Origin of the sequence: Mesobacillus subterraneus (assembly GCF_020524355.2) — a bacterium.
Classification (GTDB): domain Bacteria; phylum Bacillota; class Bacilli; order Bacillales; family Cytobacillaceae; genus Mesobacillus; species Mesobacillus subterraneus_C.
The window spans coordinates 3,402,410-3,423,489 of the sequence record NZ_CP129019.1 but is presented as its reverse complement, the minus strand read 5'-3'; the positions used below and the strand labels follow the sequence as shown (position 1 = coordinate 3,423,489).

The window sequence follows — 21,080 nt, the reverse complement described above, 5'->3', positions numbered from 1 at the left end:
GTGACTTATGAAGTAAAGGATTCCCAAGTGGTTACCGTTCACAATAGCGCAGGCGAGGAAACTTCCTTGCTTGTGCTTAATGTGGAATACAAAGAGGGCGAATATAAGCATGTTAAGGTGTTTGAGCTCAACCCTACGCTCACTGATGAGGAAATCACTCAAGTAATCGTGGATGCTGGGACAGTATTGAAACAGGAAACAAAACGCGATCTGAATTTTAGCGGAGTGATCTAAAGCCAACCAGGCTTTTTTTATTTTGGCCAGACATAGAGAAACCAGCAAGGGGGGAAGTGAGCATTGGAGGAGACAACAATGGATTTGTTCAAGCAGACCGTACAGAATGACATTGCGGAACTCAAGAAATCCGATAAGGACCTTAAGGATGAAATCGACAAGCTCAAACAAACCGTCGCTTTCCATGATCGCGATATTACAGATATTAAAGATACACTGAAAGAAATAAAGGAAGATACAAAATGGCTACGCAGATCCATCACCAATGCTTTAATTGTGGCATTGATTACCGGGGCAGTGGCCATTTTTTATGCAGCTTTAAAATCACAAGGAGGCGTTTAAGATGAAAGATGTTGTAATGCAAGTCACAGGCTTTCTGATGGTCATTATGTTGTTTTTGGGTACATTGAATGTAAAGTTTAATTGGCTGACAGAAGAGAGTATCAGTGCCTTTGGTGTGGTTTTGTCTGCAGGCATTGCACTAGTTGTTACCCTGTATACCATCTATAAAAATCATTATGGTTTTACTGATAGGGCAAAAGAACAGAAGAAGTTCTTAGAGCGAAATAAAAAATTGTAAGCTGTCCTCCCGGGCAGCTTTTTACTTGGAAAGGAGAGAAACGGAATGACTATTCCAATAAAGCAAAACCTTGTTCCTACATCAAAGTATCACATCAAGTGTCCTAACAGCATGACTCCTACTAGTATCACAGTCCACAACACTTACAACGATGCTAGTGCGGAAGCAGAAATAAATTATATGATCAACAACAATAAAGAGGTGTCCTTCCACATAGCTGTAGATGGTGAAGAAGCTATTTTGGGTATTCCATTAAATCGTAATGCCTGGGCAGCCGGTGACGGTGGGAGAGGTCCCGGAAACCGATCGTCTATCCATATCGAGATTTGTTATAGCAAGTCGGGCGGCCCTCTCTATCGAGCTGCAGAGTCGAGGTCAATCAAACTTATTGCCCAAATGTTGAAAGAAAGAGGCTGGGGAGTTGAGCGAGTCAAAAAGCATCAAGACTGGAGCGGTAAGTATTGCCCACATAGAATTTTAAGCGAAGGAAGATGGAAAGCATTTATAGCTGCCGTTGATAAGGAACTAAGACGGCTAAAACAACCTGTATCTAAACCTGCAGCAAAGCCAACACCTAAAACGAAGGAGGAAGATGATATGTTAGAAAAAGCAGTCGTCATTAACGGATTTGAGGACTTCCCTGCAGCGGAGAGGCTTTCGATTAAGTTAGGAGCTCCAATTTATCTGCGATCTGTTGCAAAAGGAAAGGAAGTGGCTAAGGAGCTTTATGTTGTCGGTGGATCCAAGGAAGGTATTGTTGCAGATAAAGTCACGCTGCTTTCTGGTCCTGATCGTTTTGCTACTGCCCAGGCTGTTGGGGAGTTTCTTAAGAGGTAAAAAACTAAGCCCTTCTCATTTGAGAGGGGCTTAGATTAACTTAAACAACCTGTAAATTCCTTCTTCTCTGTGTTTCAAATGCAAATCGACTTTTAATCATGTCATTAATTTGCTTTGTAGAATTAACAAAACGGATTGATTTCTTAATGTAACTGAAATCATACTCATTGAGTAATTCAATGAACGCTGTATTTACAAACGAAGAGGTTACGCCCCCAATATCATTAAAAGAGACAATTATCGTTTTACCAGATTGCAAATTCTTTTTTAGAACTGCTTGAATGATTTTACCATCGTGGTTGGAGTAACAGCGTCCTACATGGTCCTTGATCCTAATTGTTACCATTCGAACTCCTCCTCATAATCAGTTATATTTTCGATATGATCTGTCCTTAGTACCACTTCAATAAAAGTACCTGGATAGAACTTATTCATTAAAACAGGTGTTTTATAAACTTCATTGTTGCCTAAAGCACAACTTAATATACCATAGTTTGAATGGATATGAACAGCTCCTCCAATATCCTTTACCACATTTTCTATTAATGTATGCAACCCGGCGCCAAGGTTTCTTGGTGAAGTACGGGAAGTGATTCCTTCTTCCGTTGCCCGAGCTATCGCAAAATGATCCTGTAGACTTTGTTCTATTTGTCGAATGTTATTCGGAATTCCAACCCCGAAATCAGAGATTGCAATTTTGATTTCCTTAAGGTTAGGGAAATGTTGAGCGAAAATACACCCCGTATTTTCCTGCGCATGATCATTTATGTTATTAAAAATTTCCCCAAAACACATAATTATATTATCTAGTGACTGAACGGTTACACCTAGTTGGTTCGAAAGCCAAAATGCAAAATCAGTTCGTAGCCACTGATAACTGTTTGAATATGGTATCAGTTGCAAGGGTATTGTTGTTTGTCTCACAGAAGGAGATGAGGTAATAGTATGACCAATATAACGGAGAAAGAACCTAGAATCATCCAAAAATTGAATAACATGTCCGTTTCCAGTTTCATTTCCATCAGGGCATTCTATTGTAACATGTACTCCTCTCCTAACTAACCACTCAAAGAGGTTGCTAAGAATCGTTATCCCCGCAGGTTCAATGAATTGCAATTTACAAAAATCGAAATTTATTCTTGAATCCTTTGGTCCTAAATCATTATCAATAACTGCACCTAGCAATGAGTACATAGTATGCCTTGTAAATTGTTTCGGTAAAGCTACATCCACGGGCTCGACTCTCCCTTTTTGTTTATTTCTGTAAATAAATTATAACATTTACAAATAATAGGTGGATGGCTATTGCTCTATTTATCAGAAAAACATTTCCGCAAATAGTTACAATTTTCGACAAACCCAGGCATTTCATTAGCTTTCACAAATGGCTATTTACCAATAAAAATGGCACATTTAACATTTATTAAAAACCGCTTTTAGAATATGGGACTATTGTAAACATTGCAATAACCCCTATAAAAGCTCCAATTGTGTAGGCGCTTTTTTTCTGGAGTAAAACCTGGGTAACTATGCCCGGAATCACAATCCATAATAATATTGGAATTAAAATTGACTTCAACACAGGTGTAAAAGCTTCAAAAAACGCTTCTAAAATAACTTCGTTTGATCCTAACATGACTATACCTCCAACGATAACTTTAGCAGTAATAAGTGAAAAGTGTGTGCTAATATTTACTCAATTGAAAGGAGCTTTTCCATTTTCTAATTCATAAAAATCAATCAACCTTTTAATTGTCTTTCCATTAACGCTTTTATTGTTTTCAATCTTACTAAGTGTTTCTGATTTCATTTGAAGGGCCTTACAAACTTGTTCTTGTGTCAGGTTTCTTTTGAATCTTTCCATCCTCAGAATGGCTCCTAAACTTTCAGGATGCAAAACAAAAACAACTCCTTTCAAAGTGCAAAAAGTTATTTATCGTTTATATCGGATTAATCATATTCAATTTAAATGCAAAAAAAGAAGCCTCACTCATCAAGAGAGACTTTTATCAGAATATTGACTTCTTCAGTTATATCCTCTTTCCCATCTACAATGACAGAAATCAATCCATCAACATCCATTTCTTTTTTTATCTCATTGATCCAGTCAGATGCTACAGTTTCTGGTGTCCTGCCTCGGAGTGGAAAGGAGCCTGCACGCTGCGATCGCATACCTCTTGTTAAGTATGTGATTCTAATGGTGATAGCCATTTATCACTCATTTTCCCATTTCTTCAAGTGCTTTATCCATTTGTCTTTCATTAGCCAAGGTTGATCCACTAGTCATATTCTCAACCTTACGATAGTTATACTTTGAATTTTGGAAGAAATCGAACGCGAAATTCTTCATTGGTTCTCCCTCTGGGTAATACCCCTCAACCACTTGAGATTTAAAAATGTTTCCTAACATATATTCATGATTAGAAATATCCATTATGTATTTACCTGCTTTGTATTCTTGAATGATAAACTGTTCAAAATCTTTTATCTCATCTTCTGTCGCTTCATAGTCATTAGCAAATAAGCTTATTTCATCGAACTTTTCCGTTTCAGTTGCGTTTTTGGCAGCTACCTCATTCACCTTTTCTTCCCAAGTTTGTTTATTTTCCGAATTCATTTCATTTTTTTCTACGGGTTGGGTTGATTCTTTGACTACCTCTTTAGGTTCATCGTTTGAAATGTCTACAACCAAGGCAATCACAACGAGTAAAAATAAACCGCCAAATAGCCCAACTATAATCTTAAATGCCTTTTTCATTAAACAACACCCCTCCTAATAATATTCCAATTTCAGCCTATCAAGACAGGTAAAGTTTGTAAATATATTTATCATAAAGTGGTATCACCAGTAATACCATTTATTAAACGAGTAGAAGGGGGGTAGGAGGATGAGTAAGAACAAAAAAGTAAAGCCGGTATCTTTTAATAAAACCAAAGAAAAGGACGTCAAGATGCTCAGACACTTGGAGGGAATGAACTTCGGAGGCTACGTGAAGGACCTCATTTGGGCAGATATCCAGAAGAAAGAATCCGCACTAAAGATTGCCCAGAAAAGCGAAAAGGGAGGCATTAAGATTGTGGTGGGAAGGTAATACCGCCTCCTCCCTCCTGATCTCTTTCGTAACACTGTTACAGGGTTGACACTGTCAATTGTCATGACAAATGGAAGGGAGTGATTAAAATATGATTGAAGGGAAGGGCTTAGGCGGAAAGAAAGTAAACAGAGTGAACGTGTCCATGACGAACAGGATGAACCAGAAGCTGAACAAGCTAGCCACAGCATGCAACATGCGGTCAACAACCCTGGCAGGGCTATTAATCGAAAAGAGCCTGGACAACGTGCAGCTGGTATCTGAGCTACAACGTGAGTTTGCCGTCCACACTGCTTATAAGGTATTACCGGTTCGGAACCAAGGGTCAATTGAATATGTGCTAAGCGAAAGGAGGTAACGATGTGGACCTGGTGAGCTTCAGTACAGGATTGCTGTCAGCGGTGTTCGCATACGCATTGTTTTCACAGAAAGAAGAGGTTATTGAGGATTTAGAAGTAGAACTTGAAGAAGAGGATCTGGTCATCAATGATGAATCCACAGGAAGGCATGTTACAATGTCATGCCAGACCTGCAGGAAGTTGAAAAAACATAAAGAAGTAACGCCTAATTTATATCAGTGCTGTAAGTGTAAACGGCATGTAGATTTAAGGGCAAAGTAGTTAGTGAATTATCTGATTCATCCACATGTTATCCCCATTACAAACATTTGCTTTTTAATATAATCGCTTCCCCGGAGACTATTCCTAGATATTTCTCAACTTCCTTTCCCTGCAATGTCGAAGTTGTAGTTACGATCATATTTTATTCCTCCTCAATTTTTATGTCCGGCTGTTAAAAAGCTGTGAATAACTACATATACGATTCCCTCAGGAAAAAGTTTCAATCAAAAAAGAACTCGGCTTTTATTAGCCGAGTCCTAGAATCATTACACTTCGTCTTCCTCTACACGGTTTTTGAACGCTTCCTGGACGACGAGGAATTCCTCATCTTCCTGCGCTTCTGTCCCAGGTCGCTTTGCTTTCAGTGCACCTGCAGGCAAGTCTCCGGGATGGCCCTTTTTCTTGTGGTTGAACTCTTTGCCTCTGCTCATTCATGAACCCTCCTTTACTTTAAAAAGTATAAGCTTTTGACACTTGGATTAGTGTCCAGCTCCAGCGCCTAGCCCCTCGAGACGCTTGTCCAGCTGCGGCTCCTAACTCCTCGAGACGTTTCGGTCCTGCCAATGATGTCAAACAACGACTTCACTGTCAGGCCCTCCAGCGCTTGTCGGAGCTAACCAAGGCGCTTGCGCTTTTCTTATCCAAAGTAGTTTTTCCTGATGTAACCTGAAATATAAAAAATCAACTGCATATGATTGTATAGAAGAAATTTTACGAATGAAAGGGATGCTGAAATGGACGATAAATTGTACGCTCAGGATTTGGTAGAGTGCCCGACTGTTTTTTGCGCAAGCCGTGATGACCAGGCTCCGCTATTTACTGCAGATGCGTTGATTAATGGTGACATAAAGAAGATTAACCTCGAGGATTATCGGGGCAAGTGGGTCATTTTATTTTTCTACCCAAGTGATTTCACCTTTGTCTGACCTACAGAACTGGCGGCGGTCGCCGCTGTTTACCCTTTTATAAAGGCACTGGGTGCTGAATTGCTGGCAGTCAGCACAGACAGCGTCTATTCTCACAAGGTTTTTAAGGAGACTTCACCATCGTTGAAGAACGTTACGTATCCAATGGTAAGTGACAGGGCACAGGTAATTAGCCGGGCTTATAGGATTCTAGATGAGACTACAGGAGCTAGCTTCAGGGCATCAATATTCGTAGATCCTGATGGAATCATCAGAGCGAAGCTGATTTATCCAGGGAATGTCGGCCGCCGCAACCTTCCTGAGCACGTAAGGATTCTCCAAGCTTTTGAATATGCCAAGCAAACGGGCAAAGGTGTTCCGGCGAACTGGGTGCCCGGCCAGCAAGGAGTCAGTACAGACCCTTCAAATATAGGTAATATTTAACACTTCAGGATCTGTTAACAGGTCCTGTTTTTTTAGTTTCAGCGCTGGTCCATACTGAACCAGGGGCATATTCTGATCATTTTTGTCTGTGACCAGCATCACACCGAAAGGATAAAATTGTCACAAATTCTCTACATAAATCTTCGATATTACTCACAAAGTTTTTTTAAAATAGAATTATCATTATGTTAATTTTTTCACAAACTAAAGATTTGGGAGGAACCATTGATGGAAGAGGTCCTGATATTAAGTCGGATCCAGTTTGCAGTTACTGTGTTTTATCACTTCTTATTTGTTCCATTAACGATTGGTTTAGTCATTCTCGTCGCCATCATGGAAACAAAGTATGCGCGCACTCTTGATCCAACGTATAAGCGGATGGCGGATTATTGGGGAAAATTGTTTGCCATCAACTTTGTGCTTGGCGTGATTACCGGCATTACGATGGAATTCCAATTCGGCACGAACTGGTCCGAGTACTCAAAGTATATGGGAGATATTTTCGGATCGCCGCTTGCGATTGAAGCTCTGGTCGCTTTTTTCCTTGAGTCGACCTTTATGGGCATCTGGCTTTTTGGCAAGGATAAATTCTCACCGAAGCTGCGGGCGATTTCGATTTGGATGGTGGCTCTAGGCACGAATATTTCGGCACTCTGGATTATCACAGCAAATGGTTTCATGCAAAATCCAGTCGGTTATGTCCTGAACAATGGCCGTGTCGAGTTGGAAAGCTTTTCAGAGCTTGTCACCAATCCGTATGCCTGGTATATGTTCGTACATACAGTTATTAGTGCCTATATTGTCGGTGCATTCTTTATGATGGCGATCAGTGCCTATCATCTGCTTAGGAAAAATGAAACAGCATTTTATAAAAAGTCATTTAAGTACGGTCTGGCGATGGCTCTGTTTTCAGCAACTTTGACGCCATTCATCGGCCACCAGTCCGGTGTGTTCGCAGCGAAAATGCAGCCGGCAAAAGGCGCAGCGATGGAGGCAGTCTGGGAAACACAAAAGGACATGCCATTCCACCTGATCCAGATTCCCGACCAGGAAAACGAGCGTAATGCTTTTGAGGCCATCAGCATACCGAAACTGGGCAGTTTCTTCTATACTAACTCTTTTGATGGGGAAGTCACTGGTTTGAATGATATCCCTAAAGATGAACGCCCGAACGTGGAACTGGTCTTTTACGCATTCAGGGTCATGGTAGCACTCGGAGTCTTTTTTCTGGCGGTTTCCTGGTACGGCTTGTATCTTTACCGGAAAAATAAACTGGAGTACTCACCTCGGTACTTGAAGTTGGTCCTTTATTCTGTGCTGCTTCCATACCTCGCGATCAATGCTGGATGGATGGTAGCAGAAGCAGGAAGGCAGCCGTGGGTTGTGTACGGATTGATGAAAACATCGGAGGGGGTATCGCCAATTGCTATGTCCCAAGTGGTTTTCTCTTTGGCGGCGCTCGTCATCTTCTATACGGTTCTCTTGATAGCAGATGTTTACTTGATCATCAAATACGCGAAAAAAGGTCCTGAATCTGAGGTTAAATATGGTCTTGAAGGAGGCGTGAAGCATGTCTCATGATACACTTGCAATCATCTGGTTCGGTTTGTGGGGATTGATTTGGACGGTTTATTTTATCCTCGATGGTTATACTCTTGGGACCGGAATGCTGTTCCCGTTCATTGCGAAAAACCGACAGGAGCGCAACCAGCTGCAGGAGGCAGTCGGTCCGTTCTGGGGCGGGAATGAAGTCTGGTTGATTACCGCTGGGGGAGCGACTTTCGCAGCTTTTCCAGCTGTCTATGCCGATATGTTCAGCTTTTTGTATACGCCGTTATTCCTGGTGCTCATTGCCTTGTTCATCCGAGCCATAGGACTCGAATTCATGCATAAGGATGACAACCCGCTGTGGCAGGCAACGTGTAAATGGGGATTTTTCACAGGGAGCTTCTTGATCGCATTTTTATTCGGGGTGACATTCGCCAACCTGTACCGCGGATTGTTGATCGGCCCCAATGGCTATGAAGGCAATTTGTTCAGCCTGTTGAATGGCTACGGCATTTTGGGAGGATGGTTGTTTGTCTCCTTGTTCCTGCTTTCAGGCTCTCTTTGGATTCAGCTGAAGACAGCTGGGCAAACGGCGGTACGAGCATACAGATTTTCCAAAATTTTAGCTGGAGTGGCTCCCGCAATGTTGTCACTATTTTTCCTGGCAACTGTGAACAGGACGCCATTGCTCAACAACTACTCAGAAAACCCAGTCCTCTGGATTGTACCCGTTATTGCATTGACTGCGATGCTCGCATCAGCCTACTTTATTTTTAAAAAGAAAATCGGTTATGCCTTTACGGCAGTCTGCGTGACCATTTTTACAAAAATGGCCTTCGGCTTTGTCGGAATGTTTCCGAACATGCTGCCATCCAGCATCGACAATGCCTATAGCCTCACCCTTTTTAATGCAGCGGGAAGCAAGCTCAACCTGACCATCATGTTCATCGTAGCGGCCATCTTCGTGCCAATCATCATAGTATACCAGTCCTGGAGTTACACACTATTTAAGGATAAGATTCTTAAAGATAGCGCAAAGGGATATCAATAATTAAAGGCGTCTGGTTAGCCAGACGCTTTATTTCTGTTAAAGTGCAACAGCCGGGAGAGGTTAAAGGCATTACATTAATAAACATTTCAAGAAAAGATCAAAAGCGAAATGTCTAATAAAAAGGGTTGGATAGCCATTTCAGAAAAAGATTAGGAGCAAAATATCTAGTATCTGCGGTTTAATGGACATTTCAAAACAAGATCAGGAGCGAAATATCTAGTATCTGCGGTTTAATGGACATTTCAAGTCAAGACAGAAGCGAAATATCTCATAATAGTTTCTTACCGATGAAAAGAGTGAAAAAAAAGACCTATTAGATCAGAAATCTAATAGGTCTTTGTTAATGATTAAAATTTGTACATAGTCGGCTGGAGCTCTGTTGTTGGGCTACTTTTTGTTTCTTTTATTGCATTCTCACTTTTCAAATACCGAGCATAGGTTTTGTTCCACTTTTTAACCGCTACGAATGACAAGGTGATTGTAACTGCTAGTATTCCAAGAGTGATTGGCCAAAAAGCTGGTGAAACATAACCCCCCGCGTACGCCAAACCGATTGGAGAGAACACCACGTACAGGAAGGCAACAAGCGCAAGAAGGATCACAGATACAGGCAATGTGTATTTCCATGGCACCATGTCGACAGCTGCTTCGGAGCGGAAGGTATATGGCGTCGTTCTTGGCTTCCAAAATCCGATCCCAACCATGATGGCGACTTCAACCACGAACAGGATTGCATAAATGTGGATGAAATGGATTGGAACAACGAAATTGAACAGATGCTGTGTACCCCAGACGAGCATATAGTAAGTGATGACGTGGAAAATGATCACAACTTTGGCTGCAATGGACGGGACTCGTTTTGAAAATATCCCCACCAGCAAAATTGCAATGATTGGGATGTTGAAGAAGCCTGTGAATCTTCTGATTAAATCCCATAGTCCTTCAGGTGCGTTCATCAATAGTGGTGCGATACACAATGAGACGATCGCAAGAAGTGTACCAGCGATTTTGCTGACGGATATTAGTTTCCGATCATCTGCTTCACGGTTGAAGCGTGCTTTGTATATGTCGAGAGCAAACATCGTTGAGGCGCTGTTTAATAATGAATTGAATGAACTTAAAACGGCACCTAGCAGGACGGCAAGGAAGAATCCTGACATCCAGTTCGGCAATACATCAGATATTAATGCCGGGTAGGCGAGGTCGACTGACTTCAAGCCATCTCCATACATATGAAAGGCGATAACACCCGGAATCATCATTGTCAGCGGCACCAGCAGCTTGTAGAAACCAGAAATCAAAACGCCTTTCTGCCCCTCGGCAAGATTTTTTGCTCCAAGAGTTCGCTGGATGACATATTGGTTGGAAGCCCAGTAGAAAAGATTTGCGAAAATCATTCCGGTGAAAATCGTTCCAAACGGTACAGAATCTTTCTCTGTTCCGATCGAATTCATTTTTTCAGTATTGGTAGTGGCTATTTGCTTCATCCCATCCCCAATATTGCCGTCCCCCAAGGCTATTAAGCCAAGGATCGGCACGAGCAGACCGATGATGATCAAACCAAAACCATTTAACGTATCAGAAATTGCAACTGCTTTAAGGCCGCCGAAAATCGCATAAATGGCCCCTATGATTCCGATGGTCCAGATGACGATCCAGACGGAAGCTTCATAGGAAATTCCAAACAGTTCAGGAACGTTGAATAGCTGCAATACGGCAAGGGCGCCTGAATACAGCATGGATGGTGCGGTAACGAGTATGTATCCTAGCATAAATAGGAGAACGGTATATTGTCTGACACCTTCATCAAAACGCTTGCTTAGAAACTCAGGAAGTGTGGTGAAATTCCCATCTAAATATTTTGGAAGCAGGTAGGTGGTCATGATGATAATTGCGAAAGCAGCGGTGACCTCCCATGCCATGTTGGACAGATTGGTTCTGTAAGCTTGTCCATTCAGCCCAACCAGCTGTTCAGCAGAAAGGTTTGTGAGCAGCAAAGAACCGGCAATAAATGTGCCCGTCAGTCCTCGACCTGCTAAAAAATAGCCTGCGGAATCACTGACTTCGCCTTTCGTTTTTGTATAAGAATACCAGGCGACCAGCCCCATGAAAAAAGCGGCTGAAATCAGAGTGAAACCAATACCCCCAATAATCATTCGTTGACACCCCTTGATGTGAAATTATTTTTACATAATAAATAACCTGCTTGCTAACTCTTTAAACCTTTAGCGCGATAAAATATTTTTTGCCAAGGCTGTTTAAAGCCGATTATTAACGTGGAAAATATCATTTTTGCAGGTCGGTATTCAGTTTGCATTCTTTTTCTCATAAGAAGCGTCGACTTTTAGGACATAGGGTAATTAAATCTAATTTTGTTTCAATAGCAACAAAGTTTGAGAAAAGAGCTTTTACCCCTGCTAAAATTAGAAAATACTGGATTTAAGTAATATAATGATAGTAGAAATGTTGAAAATAATGGACTGGAGTGGTTCAGATGGATTTTTCAATGGTGGTGTCAGAGGATCGAATCAAGCGTGCTTATAAGGACGGAGAGTTTGAAAATTTGCCTGGCTACGGGAAACCGTTAAACCTGGAAGATATGTCAGCCGTGCCAGAGGAACTGAGGATGGCTTACAAGATGATGAAAAATGCCGGCTTCTCCCCAGAGGAACAGCGGCTACGGCAGGAAGTGATGTCAATCGAGGACTTGATCCGCACATGTGAGAATCCAGAGGAAAAAGACAAGCTGAACCAGGAACTAAGCCAGAAGCTTCTTCGGTACAATAAAATCATGTCGAGCCGGGGTGCTAAAACCAATTCCTCCTTGTTTAAAAATTACGAACGAAAAATTGAAAAGAAGCTTCTATAAGAATAGCGCAAATGCCTCGGTCAGCTACGACCGGTGCTGGAGCTAGACAGATAATAAAGTAAAGTGAAAGGGCCAGGCGGGGAAATCCAGCCTGGCCCTTGAGTTATTAGTAAGTATAAAATCGTCACTTCGAGAATTGTCCAGCTCCAGCGCCTAGCCCCTCGAGACGCTTCGGTCCGCTCAGGTGAAGTCAAAGAACGACTTCACTGGTCGGCCCTCCAGCGCTTGTCGGGGCTGAACAAGGCGCTTGCGCTTTTCATTGTCCAGCTCCAGCGCCTAGCCCCTCGAGACGCTTCGGTCCGCTCAGGTGAAGTCAAAGAACGACTTCACTGGTCGGCCCTCCAGCGCTTGTCGGGGCTGAACAAGGCGCTTGCGCTTTTCATTGTCCAGCTCCAGCGCCTAGCCCCTCGAGACGCTTCGGTCCGTTCAGGTGAAGTCAAAGAACGACTTCACTGGTCGGCCCTCCAGCGCTTGTCGGGGCTGAACAAGGCGCTTGCGCTTTTCATTGTCCAGCTCCAGCGCCTAGCCCCTCGAGACGCTTCGGTCCGTTCAGGTGAAGTCAAAGAACGACTTCACTGGTCGGCCCTCCAGCGCTTGTCGGGGCTGAACAAGGCGCTTGCGCTTTTCTTATTAGGCACCGAGCGTTTTGATTTTTTCTGCAGCTGCAGCTGTTTGGCTTACGTATGCTGCGATTGTCTCGTTATCGTCGTTCAATGTTTCGATCGTTGCATTCATTTCCTCAAGGCCTGCGGTTGCCTGTTCGATAATGGCAGCCAGCTCGCGTGTTGAGGCTTCGACATCGCCTGTCTGGTTTTTGACATCGCTGACAGTTAATTCGAATTGGCCGAATTGGTTCGTCAACTCACGGAGTGTTCCGCTGACTTCTGCGAAGAAGCCGGAAACCTCTTCAACAGCGGAACGGCTTTCTGTAAGCTTTTCGCTGCTGTCGTTCATTTTCTCAAGCGCTGCAGAGTTTGTTTCATTTACTGCAGTAAGGTTTTCGGTAATCTGGATGGCAGTTTCTTTTGTCATTTCCGCAAGCTTACGGATTTCATTGGCAACGACTGAGAATCCTTTGCCAGCCTCTCCGGCACGGGCGGCTTCAATCGAGGCATTGAGGGCAAGCAGATTCGTTTGCTCTGTGATGTTGCGGATGTTGACGATGAAGCCGTTCGTTTCCTCGATTTTCTTTGTGAGCATGGAGAATGTCTGGCTTAGCTCGGAAATCGAAGCGGCAAGCTCTTGCATGTCGCCCTGAAGCTCGTTGATTTTAACTGAGCCGCTTTCGGATGCTTTGGCAGCCTGTAAAGTATTGTCAGAGAGCAGAGCAGACATATCGGACATATCATCCATCCTTTGTTTTGTCATGTCTGCATTTTCCGAGATTTGATTAATTTGCTCCGTCTGTACCTGGCTGCCAGCAGAAATTTCGTTTACAGCGATTTTCATTTCTGTCTGTGAAGTAAGGTGTGTCTGGATTTGCTCGTTGATTTTGCCAAGACTCTCCGTTACGACGAGGAGCTCACCATGAAGCAAAGCGCTATGCTGCTCTTTACGGTCCTTTTCTTTCTCAGAATCTGCAAGGAAGGTCTCCAGTGACTTAAAGGCATTCCTGTTCAAACGAATCAAGACGAACAGCACGGCGCCGATCAAAATATAACAAAGGAGGATCGCTGTGAAATTGCTGCTTAAAAAGTCCTGGTTTTCTGTCGCCAGCATGGTGTTCAAGACAACGGCCACAAGGCCCAGACTAAATCCTGTGACAAAGATTTTTATATCAAAATGAATGGCTGAAAAGACCGCCAGGAACAGCAGGACGAGCAAGAAGCCACCGCTTCCTCCGAACATTCCGATATAAAAGAAGTGATGGATGAAGATCGCAGCAAAAGCGGCATAAGGGAATAAGGACTCTTTCTTAAGCCAGAGCTGGAACATAAGGAAAAATAGTATAAAAAATGATAATTCACTTACATAAACCATCGTTTTAATGATTGGTTCTTTTTCGATGAGAGTATATGCAGTTGTCGCAATCAAGGATACCGAATAAGTGCTGAGCATCAAGATGTTTTTCTTTTTCGTATCCTGTCTGCGGAGATTTTGTATAGCCTCCACGTTAAAAGCCTCCTTAGTAATACCTAGTATTTATATTTATTATATCGGCATAAAAAATCTGAATCTTAATTATTTGTGAAAAATTATTTTTATGTCGCTATCACTTAAGATTTTTATAAAAATGTCGAAATAAAAAGAGATAGTATGACAATTGAGAGGTAAATAAAGAAATAGAAGTAAAGCAGACAGGGGAGTCGTACATGGATAAGTCGTCGATCATTGGTGTCATATTAGCGATTATTGCGGTAGGAGTAGGGATGGTGTTCAAAGGTGTCAGTCCGAGTGCCCTTGCCAATCCGGCAGCAATCTTAATCATAATCGTAGGTACTATAGCAGCGGTGACAATCGCCTTTCCTGCAAAAGAACTGAAAAAAGTGCCGAAATTATTCAAAATTTTATTCAAGGAACAAGAAAGTGCTGATTTACCGTCATTGATCCGTTTATTTTCTGAATGGGCACAGCTCGCCCGTAAAGAAGGTTTGCTAGCACTTGAAGCGAAGACAAGTGAAATTGATGATGAGTTCTTAAAAAACGGGTTATCACTTGCGGTTGATGGTCAAAGTGCTGACTACATCAGAGACGTTCTAACTGAAGAGGTCGAAGCCATGGAGGAACGCCACCTGTCAGGGGCGTCCATTTTCACCCAGGCGGGTACATATGCACCGACACTTGGGGTTCTTGGTGCCGTTGTCGGTTTAATTGCGGCGCTTAGCCATATGGACAATACCGATGAGCTTGGCCGGGCAATCAGTGCTGCTTTCGTGGCGACATTACTGGGGATATTTACTGGTTATGTTTTATGGCATCCATTCGCCAATAAATTAAAGCGAAAATCAAAGCAGGAAGCACAAGTAAAATACATGATGATTGAGGGTATTCTTTCAATCCTTGAAGGTGAAGCGCCGCGAGTGATCGAGCAGAAGCTTGCATCCTATCTTCCAGCAGGAGAACGGAAGATGATTCTTGAAGAAAGCGGCGTGGCTAAGGATGAGTAGGAGAAAGAAGAAAACGCATCATGAGGAGCATATGGATGAGTCCTGGCTGATACCGTATGCGGATCTTCTTACTCTCCTGCTGGCATTATTCATCGTTCTGTTTGCGATGAGTTCGGTTGATGCCGTCAAATTCCAGCAGCTCTCAAAGGCATTCAATGACGTTTTTTCCGGTGGCACAGGGGTGTTCGAGTTCCAGAGCCCGATGCCTGAGGTCCAGATGGAATCACCGGATGAGCGCAAGGAAGATGTCGAAAAGAATGATGAGGAGAAGGCCGATATTGCTAAGGATCAAATGGAGCTTTTGGCAATTCAGCAGAAGGTCAATTCTTATATAGAAGAGAAGAAGCTAACAGAAAAACTGGAAACAAAGCTGACAGATGAAGGACTGCTGCTGACAATCCGTGATAATGTCCTGTTTGAATCGGGCAGGGCAGAGGTCCGTTCTTCCGACTTGAATATCGCGAATGAGATAGCTGATTTACTGGTCATGGAGCCGCCGAGGAATGTCATTATCAGCAGCCACACGGATAATGTGCCAATCAGGACCGCGAGATATGATTCGAACTGGGAACTAAGTGTGATGCGTGCAGTCGAATTCATGAAGATTATTTTAAAAAATAAACAGCTTGACCCGCGCTGGTTCAGCGCCAAGGGATTTGGGGAATTCCAGCCAGTGGCTACAAATGATACTGCCCAGGGAAAAGCAAGGAACCGCCGGGTAGAGATCCTAATCCTACCGCGGACAAGTAATAATCCTGGACAATAAGACGAAGAACCGCTGCCAATCTGTATGGCGGCGTTTTTTATTTGGGTATTTTCATATTTTGGGATATTTGCTATGATTTAGTAATCTGAATTTACGAGGTTAAAAGCAATGAATAAACTAAAAAGCTATTACCGGCAATTCCATCCGATCGTATGGGTACTGCTGAGCGGAACAGTTCTCGCAAGGGGTTCAGCATTCGCGACGCTGCCATTCCTGGCAATCTACCTTTCTAGGAATCTTGATTTACACCCAGTACTAATCGGGATTACGATTGGAATCAGTCCATTATCCGGAGTGATTGGCGGCTTCCTTGGCGGCCATTTATCTGACGTGTTCGGCCGCAAACCGGTTATGATCGGTTCTTTGTTTTCGATGTCGCTCGTTTATTTCGGTTTTATGATCGCGGAAACCCCGGCATGGTTCATTGTACTGAATGCATTAAATGGGTTGAGCGGGTCGTTTTTTGAACCGACTGGCCAGGCGCTTATTGCCGACTTGACGGAAAAGAGCAAGCGGATGAGAGCATTCTCTCTAAGATATACAGCGATAAATATCGGAGCTTCGGTGGGCCCGTTGCTCGGAGCCTATCTTGCAGTCGTTTCGGCTAAATCTGCTTTCATGGTAACAGGAATCATGTATTTCATGTACGTACTGATACTGGCGCTAATGATGAAAAAATACAATCTGGGGAATCCGGCGAGTAAAGGGACTTCTAAAGTAACGATTGCCAGTTCCTTGAAGATCATTGGCAAAGATAAAGCGTTGAGGTATCTGATCCTAGGAACAATCCTCATTAATTTCGGGTATTCCCAAATGGAATCGAATGTCCCGCAGTATCTGGAATCATCGATTGCGAACGGAGTATTCGTTTATTCAGTCATGTTGTCCATCAATGCGGTCATGGTTGTCCTGCTGCAGATGCCTATGAGCCACTATGCAGAAAGATTCAAGACGATGCAGGTGATGATGGCAGGAGCAGCCTTTCTGTCGGTGGGCATGCTGACATTCGGGTTTGTAACAGGATGGTACACTGGTATACTTGCCATTGTCTTCATCACAATAGGGGAAATCCTGATTTTTCCCTCAAGCAGTTATCTCGTCGACCAGCTCGCAACAGATGAACTGCGGGGAACTTATTTCGGAGCCGCCCAGTTCCGAAAAATCGGCCATTTTCTCGGTCCGATTGCAGGCGGTTATTTATTGAATGAAGCAGGAGGGACCATGTTATTCTCATTCATAGCCTTGGTCGTGCTCGGGAGTATCCTATTTTTCATTCAGGGAAACAAGATCTTTGTGAAAACAGCAGCGAAAGTGGTAAAAAACTAATGAAAAGAGCGAGATTCTGGAGAGAATCTCGCTCTTTTGTGCAAGTTGGCATGCATGTCTAGGTTTAATACCATTAAACACGAAGCTAAAAAGCAAATAGTTAATTTAATGATAGGAAAAATGAAATTTAATAACGAATAGTTAAGTTAAAAGGAAAAAATAAAAATTAAATAGCGAAAAAATTAATTTAATAGCGAAAAATATTTTTTTATAGCGAAAACGAAATTATTATAGCGAGAAATTCGTTTTTATAGCGAAAACGTAATTATTATAGCGAAAAATTCGTTTTTATAGCGAAAACATAATTATTATAGCGAAAAATTCGTTTTAATAGCGAAATGGTAATTAATCAGCTATTTTTCCATTTTTACAAGAAATAGGAAACCGCAGCAATTACTCGGCTTTCGGTTCTGGTGTGTCTGGCTGGCACATTTTATCGACAGCAAATCCAATCACAAGCATCATCGCTATCGGAATGGAGAAGTTTAAAATATGAACGATTGTCATGTCCAAGTCCTCCCTCAACCCTTAATAAGGTTTACATATTATTAATATCATATTGCATTTGTCACAAAATAGACACATTTATTTTGATTATTCTGAAAAATAAACAGAATTAACTAGTTTACCCCTATTTCCACTATAAACCTCTCATTAACTTCAACGATTCCCAACAAAAATTTCAAGGTTTCATCACAATTTTTTGCTAGTTTAAAAAAAGAGAATAATATAAGGAGGAGGCAGCTGTATGCGCAGGCTGATAAGGCTGTTTGCTTTTAATTTCTTTTTGCTTCTCATGCTCATCCCGACTCATTCCGATGCCGATGAGTTCAAAGTGGAAGTCGGCCAATCGATCCAGAAAGCTGTCGAAAATGCCAATAATGGGGATACCATTCTAATTTTCCCTGGATTATACAAAGAAAGTGTCGTGATTAATAAGGAAGTCTCTATAAAAGGAGAAGATGGAGCAATTATTGATGGCGGTGGAGAAGGGAATGTCATCACCGTCACAGCGTCAAATGTGGTTCTAGATGGGCTCACAATTCAAAATAGCGGGTCGGGACAGGAGGACAGCGGAATTCACATTAAAAAAGCCGACAAGAATGTAATCCAAAACAATACATTGAAAAATGTTCAGTATGGAATTTATATAGCCAACAGCTTTGAAAACCAACTGATTGAAAATAGCATCACGAGCAGCAAAGCACATTTCTCCAAGCGTGGGAACGGTATTCATCTTTTTAAGGGTGGAGGTCATTTGCTGCAAGAGAACGAAATCGCCAATGTACAGGATGGGGTCTATTTCGATTTTACAAAAGACATCGAGGTGTCGGAGAATCATGTAACTGAATCTCGCTATGGAATGCATTTTATGTTCAGTGAGGGAATTTTAGCTGAGAGAAATCATGTTGAAAAAAATGTGACAGGATTCATGGTGATGGATTCAGCTCATATTGACTTCATAGAAAACAAGGTAACGGATCACTTTCATTTCCGCGGCTATGGAATCTTGATTTATGAAACAAAAGACATCCTCGTTGAGGGGAATGAAATTCTTAGAAACAGCACAGGACTGTCCCTGGAATATGGGGGCGATACCTTGATCAACAGAAATCAAATTGCCGCCAATCAAGTTGGACTAGAGTTCATGGGCAAGAATGAAAATAATACGTTTTCCGAAAACAACTTCATCGGGAATGTCGTTCAGTCGAAGATTTCCGGGGAAGATATGAGGCTGGATGATGGAGTGAAGGGGAATTACTGGGATGATTACAGCAGTTTTGATCTTTCAGGTGATGGAGTGGGAGAAGAAGCGTACAAGGCTGGTTCACTGTATGATCGCCTTTTGAGGAAACAGCCATACTGGCAATTCTTTTTTGAAAGTCCTTCGATCAAGCTGTGGACCAAGGCGGAAGCTTTATTTCCTTCTTTTGGGACAGCAGATGTGTATGATGCGCGACCGCTGGTAGAGCCGGTAACCATGCTACAGGATACAGAACAGCGGAGCAAGGACAGAATGATGCCAGGAATAATAGGGATACTGTTTATTTTGTTCTCGATATTCGTGATTGTGAAAGGAAGGAAACTGCGATGATTAAAAAGCTTGGAATATTGTTGATGATGTCTGTTGGGGTACTAGCGGGCTGCAGCAACAGTGCTATGGAACCGGAGGAAATCAACCCGGAAATTGATGTATGCGAGGTTTGCAATATGGGTCTTGCCCACGAGCATTATGCTACAGAAGTGGTCACCACCGATGGCGAAATATATAAATTTGATGATATTGGCTGTATGGAAGAATTCATGGAAATGGAGACAGATCTGAAGGAAGAAAGTGCTTCAAAAAAGTATGTGCGTGACGTGGATTCGGGAGAATGGATTGAACTGGACAAAGCTTACTATGCGTACCATAAGGAATTCTGGACTCCGATGGCGAATGGTGTGATCAGTTTCAAGGACAGAGAGAGCGCTGAAAAATATGTAAAGGAACAGGGAATGGGTGAAGTGTTGTTGGATTATGAATCATTGAAGGAACATGTGTGGAGCTGGGAGCAATGAGATACATCGCGAGGCAGCAAATGACCTTGATGATGAGAAGCCATTGGCTTGCGGGCTTTGGCTTACTGTTCTCGTCATTGGCCGTGATGGTCGCTTTTCTTGGAAACACAGGAGGAACTGGGTTTGACGGATTTAACCGGATGACGGCCAGCTTGCTGAATATCAATTTACTGCTGATTCCTTTGCTGTCTTTGCTGATCGGCAGCTTGTTTTTATCTGGTGAAAAGGAAGATCGCGGGCTAACTTTGCTGCTGACCTATCCGATTTCACCATGGGCAGTAATTCTTGGAAAGTATGCAGGTTTGTTTGTTGCAATCTGGTCTGTATTGACGTTTGGGTATGGTGCAGCATTGCTCGTCATCTTTTTCGTTGGCGGGGGGGAGTCTCAGTTTCTTTGCTGCTATTATTTTATGTGTATTCGAACCTGCTGGCGGCCATTTTCCTGTCGCTGGCATTGATGATTGGCATAATGGCCAAAACGCGGTTCCAGGCGCTGGGGATAAGCTTGATTGTCTGGGCCTTTCTTGTACTTTTCTATGAATTTATCATTATGGGGTTGAGCATGTTCATGATGAAGCAATGGCTGCTGCCAATGCTGACAGTGTCCATCTTTCTCAATCCGGTAGAGTTAATTCGCGTCCAGTCGATCCTGTCGCTGGATGGAGCATCGGTATTCGGGCCGCGATTATATGATTTAACCATCTGGGCAGATGGATGGACTGGTCAAACGTTGTTTGTACTTGCCATTTTGCTCTGGACGCTACTGCCTGTCCTATATACTGTATACAGGACGAAACGGGGTGTTGAGAATGAATAGCAAGGAATGGATCAGGATAGAGGGATTGGCAAAGCATTATAGTCCGACAAAGAAAATTTCTGACATCAGCTTTTCCATCGACAAGCCTGAAATCTTTGCACTCTGCGGTGGAAACGGAGCAGGCAAGAGTACATTGATCAAAATGCTTACAGGGATCATGAAGCCGTCTGCGGGCATGGTGTATATGGACGGGAAGAAAGTTGAACCGCATAGTAAAAGTTTTAAAAAACTATTTTCATATATGCCGGATGAGATGCTCTTTCCGCGCCAGCTGACGGGCTTGGAAGTCTTGACTTTTTTTTGCGAGATTAAGAGGAATTACTGA

30 protein-coding genes are annotated in these 21,080 nt (G+C 42.7%); 19 read left to right on the top strand and 11 right to left on the bottom strand.

The window, feature by feature from the left end:
* The 4 genes from LC048_RS17790 (at position 1) to LC048_RS17775 (ending at position 1,651) form a co-directional block, all read left to right on the top strand.
* A complete protein-coding gene (locus LC048_RS17790; RefSeq protein WP_226602631.1) occupies positions 1 to 234 on the top strand; it encodes a hypothetical protein in 234 nt (77 codons plus the stop codon).
* A 63-nt stretch (positions 235 to 297) separates the two neighbouring features.
* A complete protein-coding gene (locus LC048_RS17785; protein ID WP_226602633.1) occupies positions 298 to 576 on the top strand; it encodes a hemolysin XhlA family protein in 279 nt (92 codons plus the stop codon).
* A gap of 1 nt (position 577) precedes the next feature.
* Entirely contained in the window at positions 578 to 814 is a 237-nt protein-coding gene (locus LC048_RS17780) for a phage holin (RefSeq protein ID WP_306048293.1), read from the top strand.
* Between the two features lie 45 nt (positions 815 to 859).
* Complete coding sequence (locus LC048_RS17775; RefSeq protein ID WP_306048292.1) at positions 860 to 1,651, top strand: peptidoglycan recognition protein family protein; 792 nt, start codon at positions 860 to 862, stop codon at positions 1,649 to 1,651.
* Positions 1,652 to 1,691: 40 nt separating this feature from the next.
* On the opposite strand, the gene LC048_RS17770 is transcribed toward LC048_RS17775, so the two are convergent.
* From LC048_RS17770 to LC048_RS17745, 6 genes are all read right to left on the bottom strand, one after another.
* The gene (locus tag LC048_RS17770; protein ID WP_226602638.1) at positions 1,692 to 1,997 is read right to left on the bottom strand and encodes an STAS-like domain-containing protein; all 306 of its coding nucleotides are present in this window, start codon (positions 1,995 to 1,997) and stop codon (positions 1,692 to 1,694) included.
* Positions 1,991 to 2,884 (bottom strand): ATP-binding protein, encoded by an 894-nt coding sequence (locus tag LC048_RS17765; RefSeq protein WP_226602643.1) that lies wholly within the window; start codon positions 2,882 to 2,884, stop codon positions 1,991 to 1,993. Before LC048_RS17765 ends, LC048_RS17770 begins: the two co-directional genes overlap by 7 nt.
* 190 nt (positions 2,885 to 3,074) lie before the next feature.
* The gene (locus LC048_RS17760) at positions 3,075 to 3,287 is read right to left on the bottom strand and encodes a hypothetical protein (protein ID WP_306048289.1); all 213 of its coding nucleotides are present in this window, start codon (positions 3,285 to 3,287) and stop codon (positions 3,075 to 3,077) included.
* Between the two features lie 60 nt (positions 3,288 to 3,347).
* Positions 3,348 to 3,548 carry a helix-turn-helix domain-containing protein gene (locus tag LC048_RS17755; RefSeq protein ID WP_226602647.1) on the bottom strand — a complete coding sequence of 67 codons (201 nt, stop codon included), beginning with the start codon at positions 3,546 to 3,548 and terminating at the stop codon, positions 3,348 to 3,350.
* A gap of 89 nt (positions 3,549 to 3,637) precedes the next feature.
* A complete protein-coding gene (locus LC048_RS17750) occupies positions 3,638 to 3,862 on the bottom strand; it encodes a hypothetical protein (RefSeq protein ID WP_226602648.1) in 225 nt (74 codons plus the stop codon).
* Positions 3,863 to 3,869: 7 nt separating this feature from the next.
* Positions 3,870 to 4,409, bottom strand: coding sequence for a hypothetical protein (locus tag LC048_RS17745; RefSeq protein ID WP_226602649.1), 540 nt, complete (start codon positions 4,407 to 4,409; stop codon positions 3,870 to 3,872).
* A gap of 130 nt (positions 4,410 to 4,539) precedes the next feature.
* Between LC048_RS17745 and LC048_RS17740 the strand changes: the two genes are divergently transcribed.
* The 3 genes from LC048_RS17740 (at position 4,540) to LC048_RS17730 (ending at position 5,363) form a co-directional block, all read left to right on the top strand.
* Positions 4,540 to 4,743: a hypothetical protein gene (locus tag LC048_RS17740; RefSeq protein ID WP_226602650.1), complete on the top strand. Its 204-nt coding sequence runs from the start codon at positions 4,540 to 4,542 to the stop codon at positions 4,741 to 4,743.
* 91 nt (positions 4,744 to 4,834) lie between these two features.
* Positions 4,835 to 5,101, top strand: a complete 267-nt coding sequence (locus LC048_RS17735) for a hypothetical protein (RefSeq protein WP_306048287.1) — start codon at positions 4,835 to 4,837, stop codon at positions 5,099 to 5,101.
* 4 nt (positions 5,102 to 5,105) lie between these two features.
* The gene (locus LC048_RS17730) at positions 5,106 to 5,363 is read left to right on the top strand and encodes a hypothetical protein (protein WP_226602654.1); all 258 of its coding nucleotides are present in this window, start codon (positions 5,106 to 5,108) and stop codon (positions 5,361 to 5,363) included.
* A 37-nt stretch (positions 5,364 to 5,400) separates the two neighbouring features.
* Here the strand turns inward: LC048_RS17730 and LC048_RS17725 are convergent, their stop codons facing one another.
* From LC048_RS17725 to LC048_RS17715, 3 genes are all read right to left on the bottom strand, one after another.
* Positions 5,401 to 5,502 carry a heavy metal-binding domain-containing protein gene (locus LC048_RS17725; protein ID WP_226602656.1) on the bottom strand — a complete coding sequence of 34 codons (102 nt, stop codon included), beginning with the start codon at positions 5,500 to 5,502 and terminating at the stop codon, positions 5,401 to 5,403.
* A gap of 127 nt (positions 5,503 to 5,629) precedes the next feature.
* Positions 5,630 to 5,794, bottom strand: coding sequence for a hypothetical protein (locus LC048_RS17720; RefSeq protein ID WP_226602657.1), 165 nt, complete (start codon positions 5,792 to 5,794; stop codon positions 5,630 to 5,632).
* Positions 5,795 to 5,813: 19 nt separating this feature from the next.
* Positions 5,814 to 5,936 carry a hypothetical protein gene (locus LC048_RS17715; protein WP_306048284.1) on the bottom strand — a complete coding sequence of 41 codons (123 nt, stop codon included), beginning with the start codon at positions 5,934 to 5,936 and terminating at the stop codon, positions 5,814 to 5,816.
* Between the two features lie 161 nt (positions 5,937 to 6,097).
* Here LC048_RS17715 and LC048_RS17710 point away from each other — a divergent pair, with 161 nt between their 5' ends.
* From LC048_RS17710 to cydB, 3 genes are all read left to right on the top strand, one after another.
* Positions 6,098 to 6,712 (top strand): peroxiredoxin, encoded by a 615-nt coding sequence (locus LC048_RS17710; RefSeq protein WP_306048282.1) that lies wholly within the window; start codon positions 6,098 to 6,100, stop codon positions 6,710 to 6,712.
* A gap of 228 nt (positions 6,713 to 6,940) precedes the next feature.
* Complete coding sequence (locus tag LC048_RS17705; protein WP_226602659.1) at positions 6,941 to 8,293, top strand: cytochrome ubiquinol oxidase subunit I; 1,353 nt, start codon at positions 6,941 to 6,943, stop codon at positions 8,291 to 8,293.
* Complete coding sequence (gene cydB / locus LC048_RS17700; RefSeq protein ID WP_226602662.1) at positions 8,283 to 9,311, top strand: cytochrome d ubiquinol oxidase subunit II; 1,029 nt, start codon at positions 8,283 to 8,285, stop codon at positions 9,309 to 9,311. Before LC048_RS17705 ends, cydB begins: the two co-directional genes overlap by 11 nt.
* 347 nt (positions 9,312 to 9,658) lie before the next feature.
* Here cydB and LC048_RS17695 read toward each other — a convergent pair whose 3' ends face one another.
* Complete coding sequence (locus LC048_RS17695) at positions 9,659 to 11,467, bottom strand: solute:sodium symporter family transporter (RefSeq protein ID WP_306048280.1); 1,809 nt, start codon at positions 11,465 to 11,467, stop codon at positions 9,659 to 9,661.
* 338 nt (positions 11,468 to 11,805) lie between these two features.
* Here LC048_RS17695 and LC048_RS17690 point away from each other — a divergent pair, with 338 nt between their 5' ends.
* Positions 11,806 to 12,180, top strand: a complete 375-nt coding sequence (locus LC048_RS17690; protein ID WP_226602665.1) for a DnaJ family domain-containing protein — start codon at positions 11,806 to 11,808, stop codon at positions 12,178 to 12,180.
* Positions 12,181 to 12,810: 630 nt separating this feature from the next.
* Here LC048_RS17690 and LC048_RS17685 read toward each other — a convergent pair.
* Positions 12,811 to 14,292, bottom strand: a complete 1,482-nt coding sequence (locus LC048_RS17685) for a methyl-accepting chemotaxis protein (protein WP_226602667.1) — start codon at positions 14,290 to 14,292, stop codon at positions 12,811 to 12,813.
* A gap of 200 nt (positions 14,293 to 14,492) precedes the next feature.
* On the opposite strand from LC048_RS17685, the gene motA reads away from it, so the two are divergent.
* The 8 genes from motA (at position 14,493) to LC048_RS17645 (ending at position 21,080) form a co-directional block, all read left to right on the top strand.
* Positions 14,493 to 15,287 carry a flagellar motor stator protein MotA gene (motA, locus tag LC048_RS17680; RefSeq protein WP_306048278.1) on the top strand — a complete coding sequence of 265 codons (795 nt, stop codon included), beginning with the start codon at positions 14,493 to 14,495 and terminating at the stop codon, positions 15,285 to 15,287.
* Positions 15,280 to 16,053 (top strand): flagellar motor protein MotB, encoded by a 774-nt coding sequence (gene motB, locus LC048_RS17675; RefSeq protein WP_306048276.1) that lies wholly within the window; start codon positions 15,280 to 15,282, stop codon positions 16,051 to 16,053. Before motA ends, motB begins: the two co-directional genes overlap by 8 nt.
* Positions 16,054 to 16,161: 108 nt before the next feature.
* The gene (locus LC048_RS17670) at positions 16,162 to 17,379 is read left to right on the top strand and encodes an MDR family MFS transporter (RefSeq protein WP_226602672.1); all 1,218 of its coding nucleotides are present in this window, start codon (positions 16,162 to 16,164) and stop codon (positions 17,377 to 17,379) included.
* 748 nt (positions 17,380 to 18,127) lie between these two features.
* The gene (gene nosD / locus LC048_RS17665; RefSeq protein WP_226602674.1) at positions 18,128 to 19,474 is read left to right on the top strand and encodes a nitrous oxide reductase family maturation protein NosD; all 1,347 of its coding nucleotides are present in this window, start codon (positions 18,128 to 18,130) and stop codon (positions 19,472 to 19,474) included.
* Positions 19,471 to 19,938: a nitrous oxide reductase accessory protein NosL gene (locus LC048_RS17660; protein WP_306048273.1), complete on the top strand. Its 468-nt coding sequence runs from the start codon at positions 19,471 to 19,473 to the stop codon at positions 19,936 to 19,938. Before nosD ends, LC048_RS17660 begins: the two co-directional genes overlap by 4 nt.
* Positions 19,935 to 20,396: an ABC transporter permease gene (locus tag LC048_RS17655; protein WP_306048272.1), complete on the top strand. Its 462-nt coding sequence runs from the start codon at positions 19,935 to 19,937 to the stop codon at positions 20,394 to 20,396. The genes LC048_RS17660 and LC048_RS17655 overlap by 4 nt, the downstream gene beginning before the upstream one ends.
* Positions 20,333 to 20,755: a hypothetical protein gene (locus LC048_RS17650; RefSeq protein ID WP_306048270.1), complete on the top strand. Its 423-nt coding sequence runs from the start codon at positions 20,333 to 20,335 to the stop codon at positions 20,753 to 20,755. Before LC048_RS17655 ends, LC048_RS17650 begins: the two co-directional genes overlap by 64 nt.
* Entirely contained in the window at positions 20,748 to 21,080 is a 333-nt protein-coding gene (locus tag LC048_RS17645) for an ATP-binding cassette domain-containing protein (protein WP_306048268.1), read from the top strand. Before LC048_RS17650 ends, LC048_RS17645 begins: the two co-directional genes overlap by 8 nt.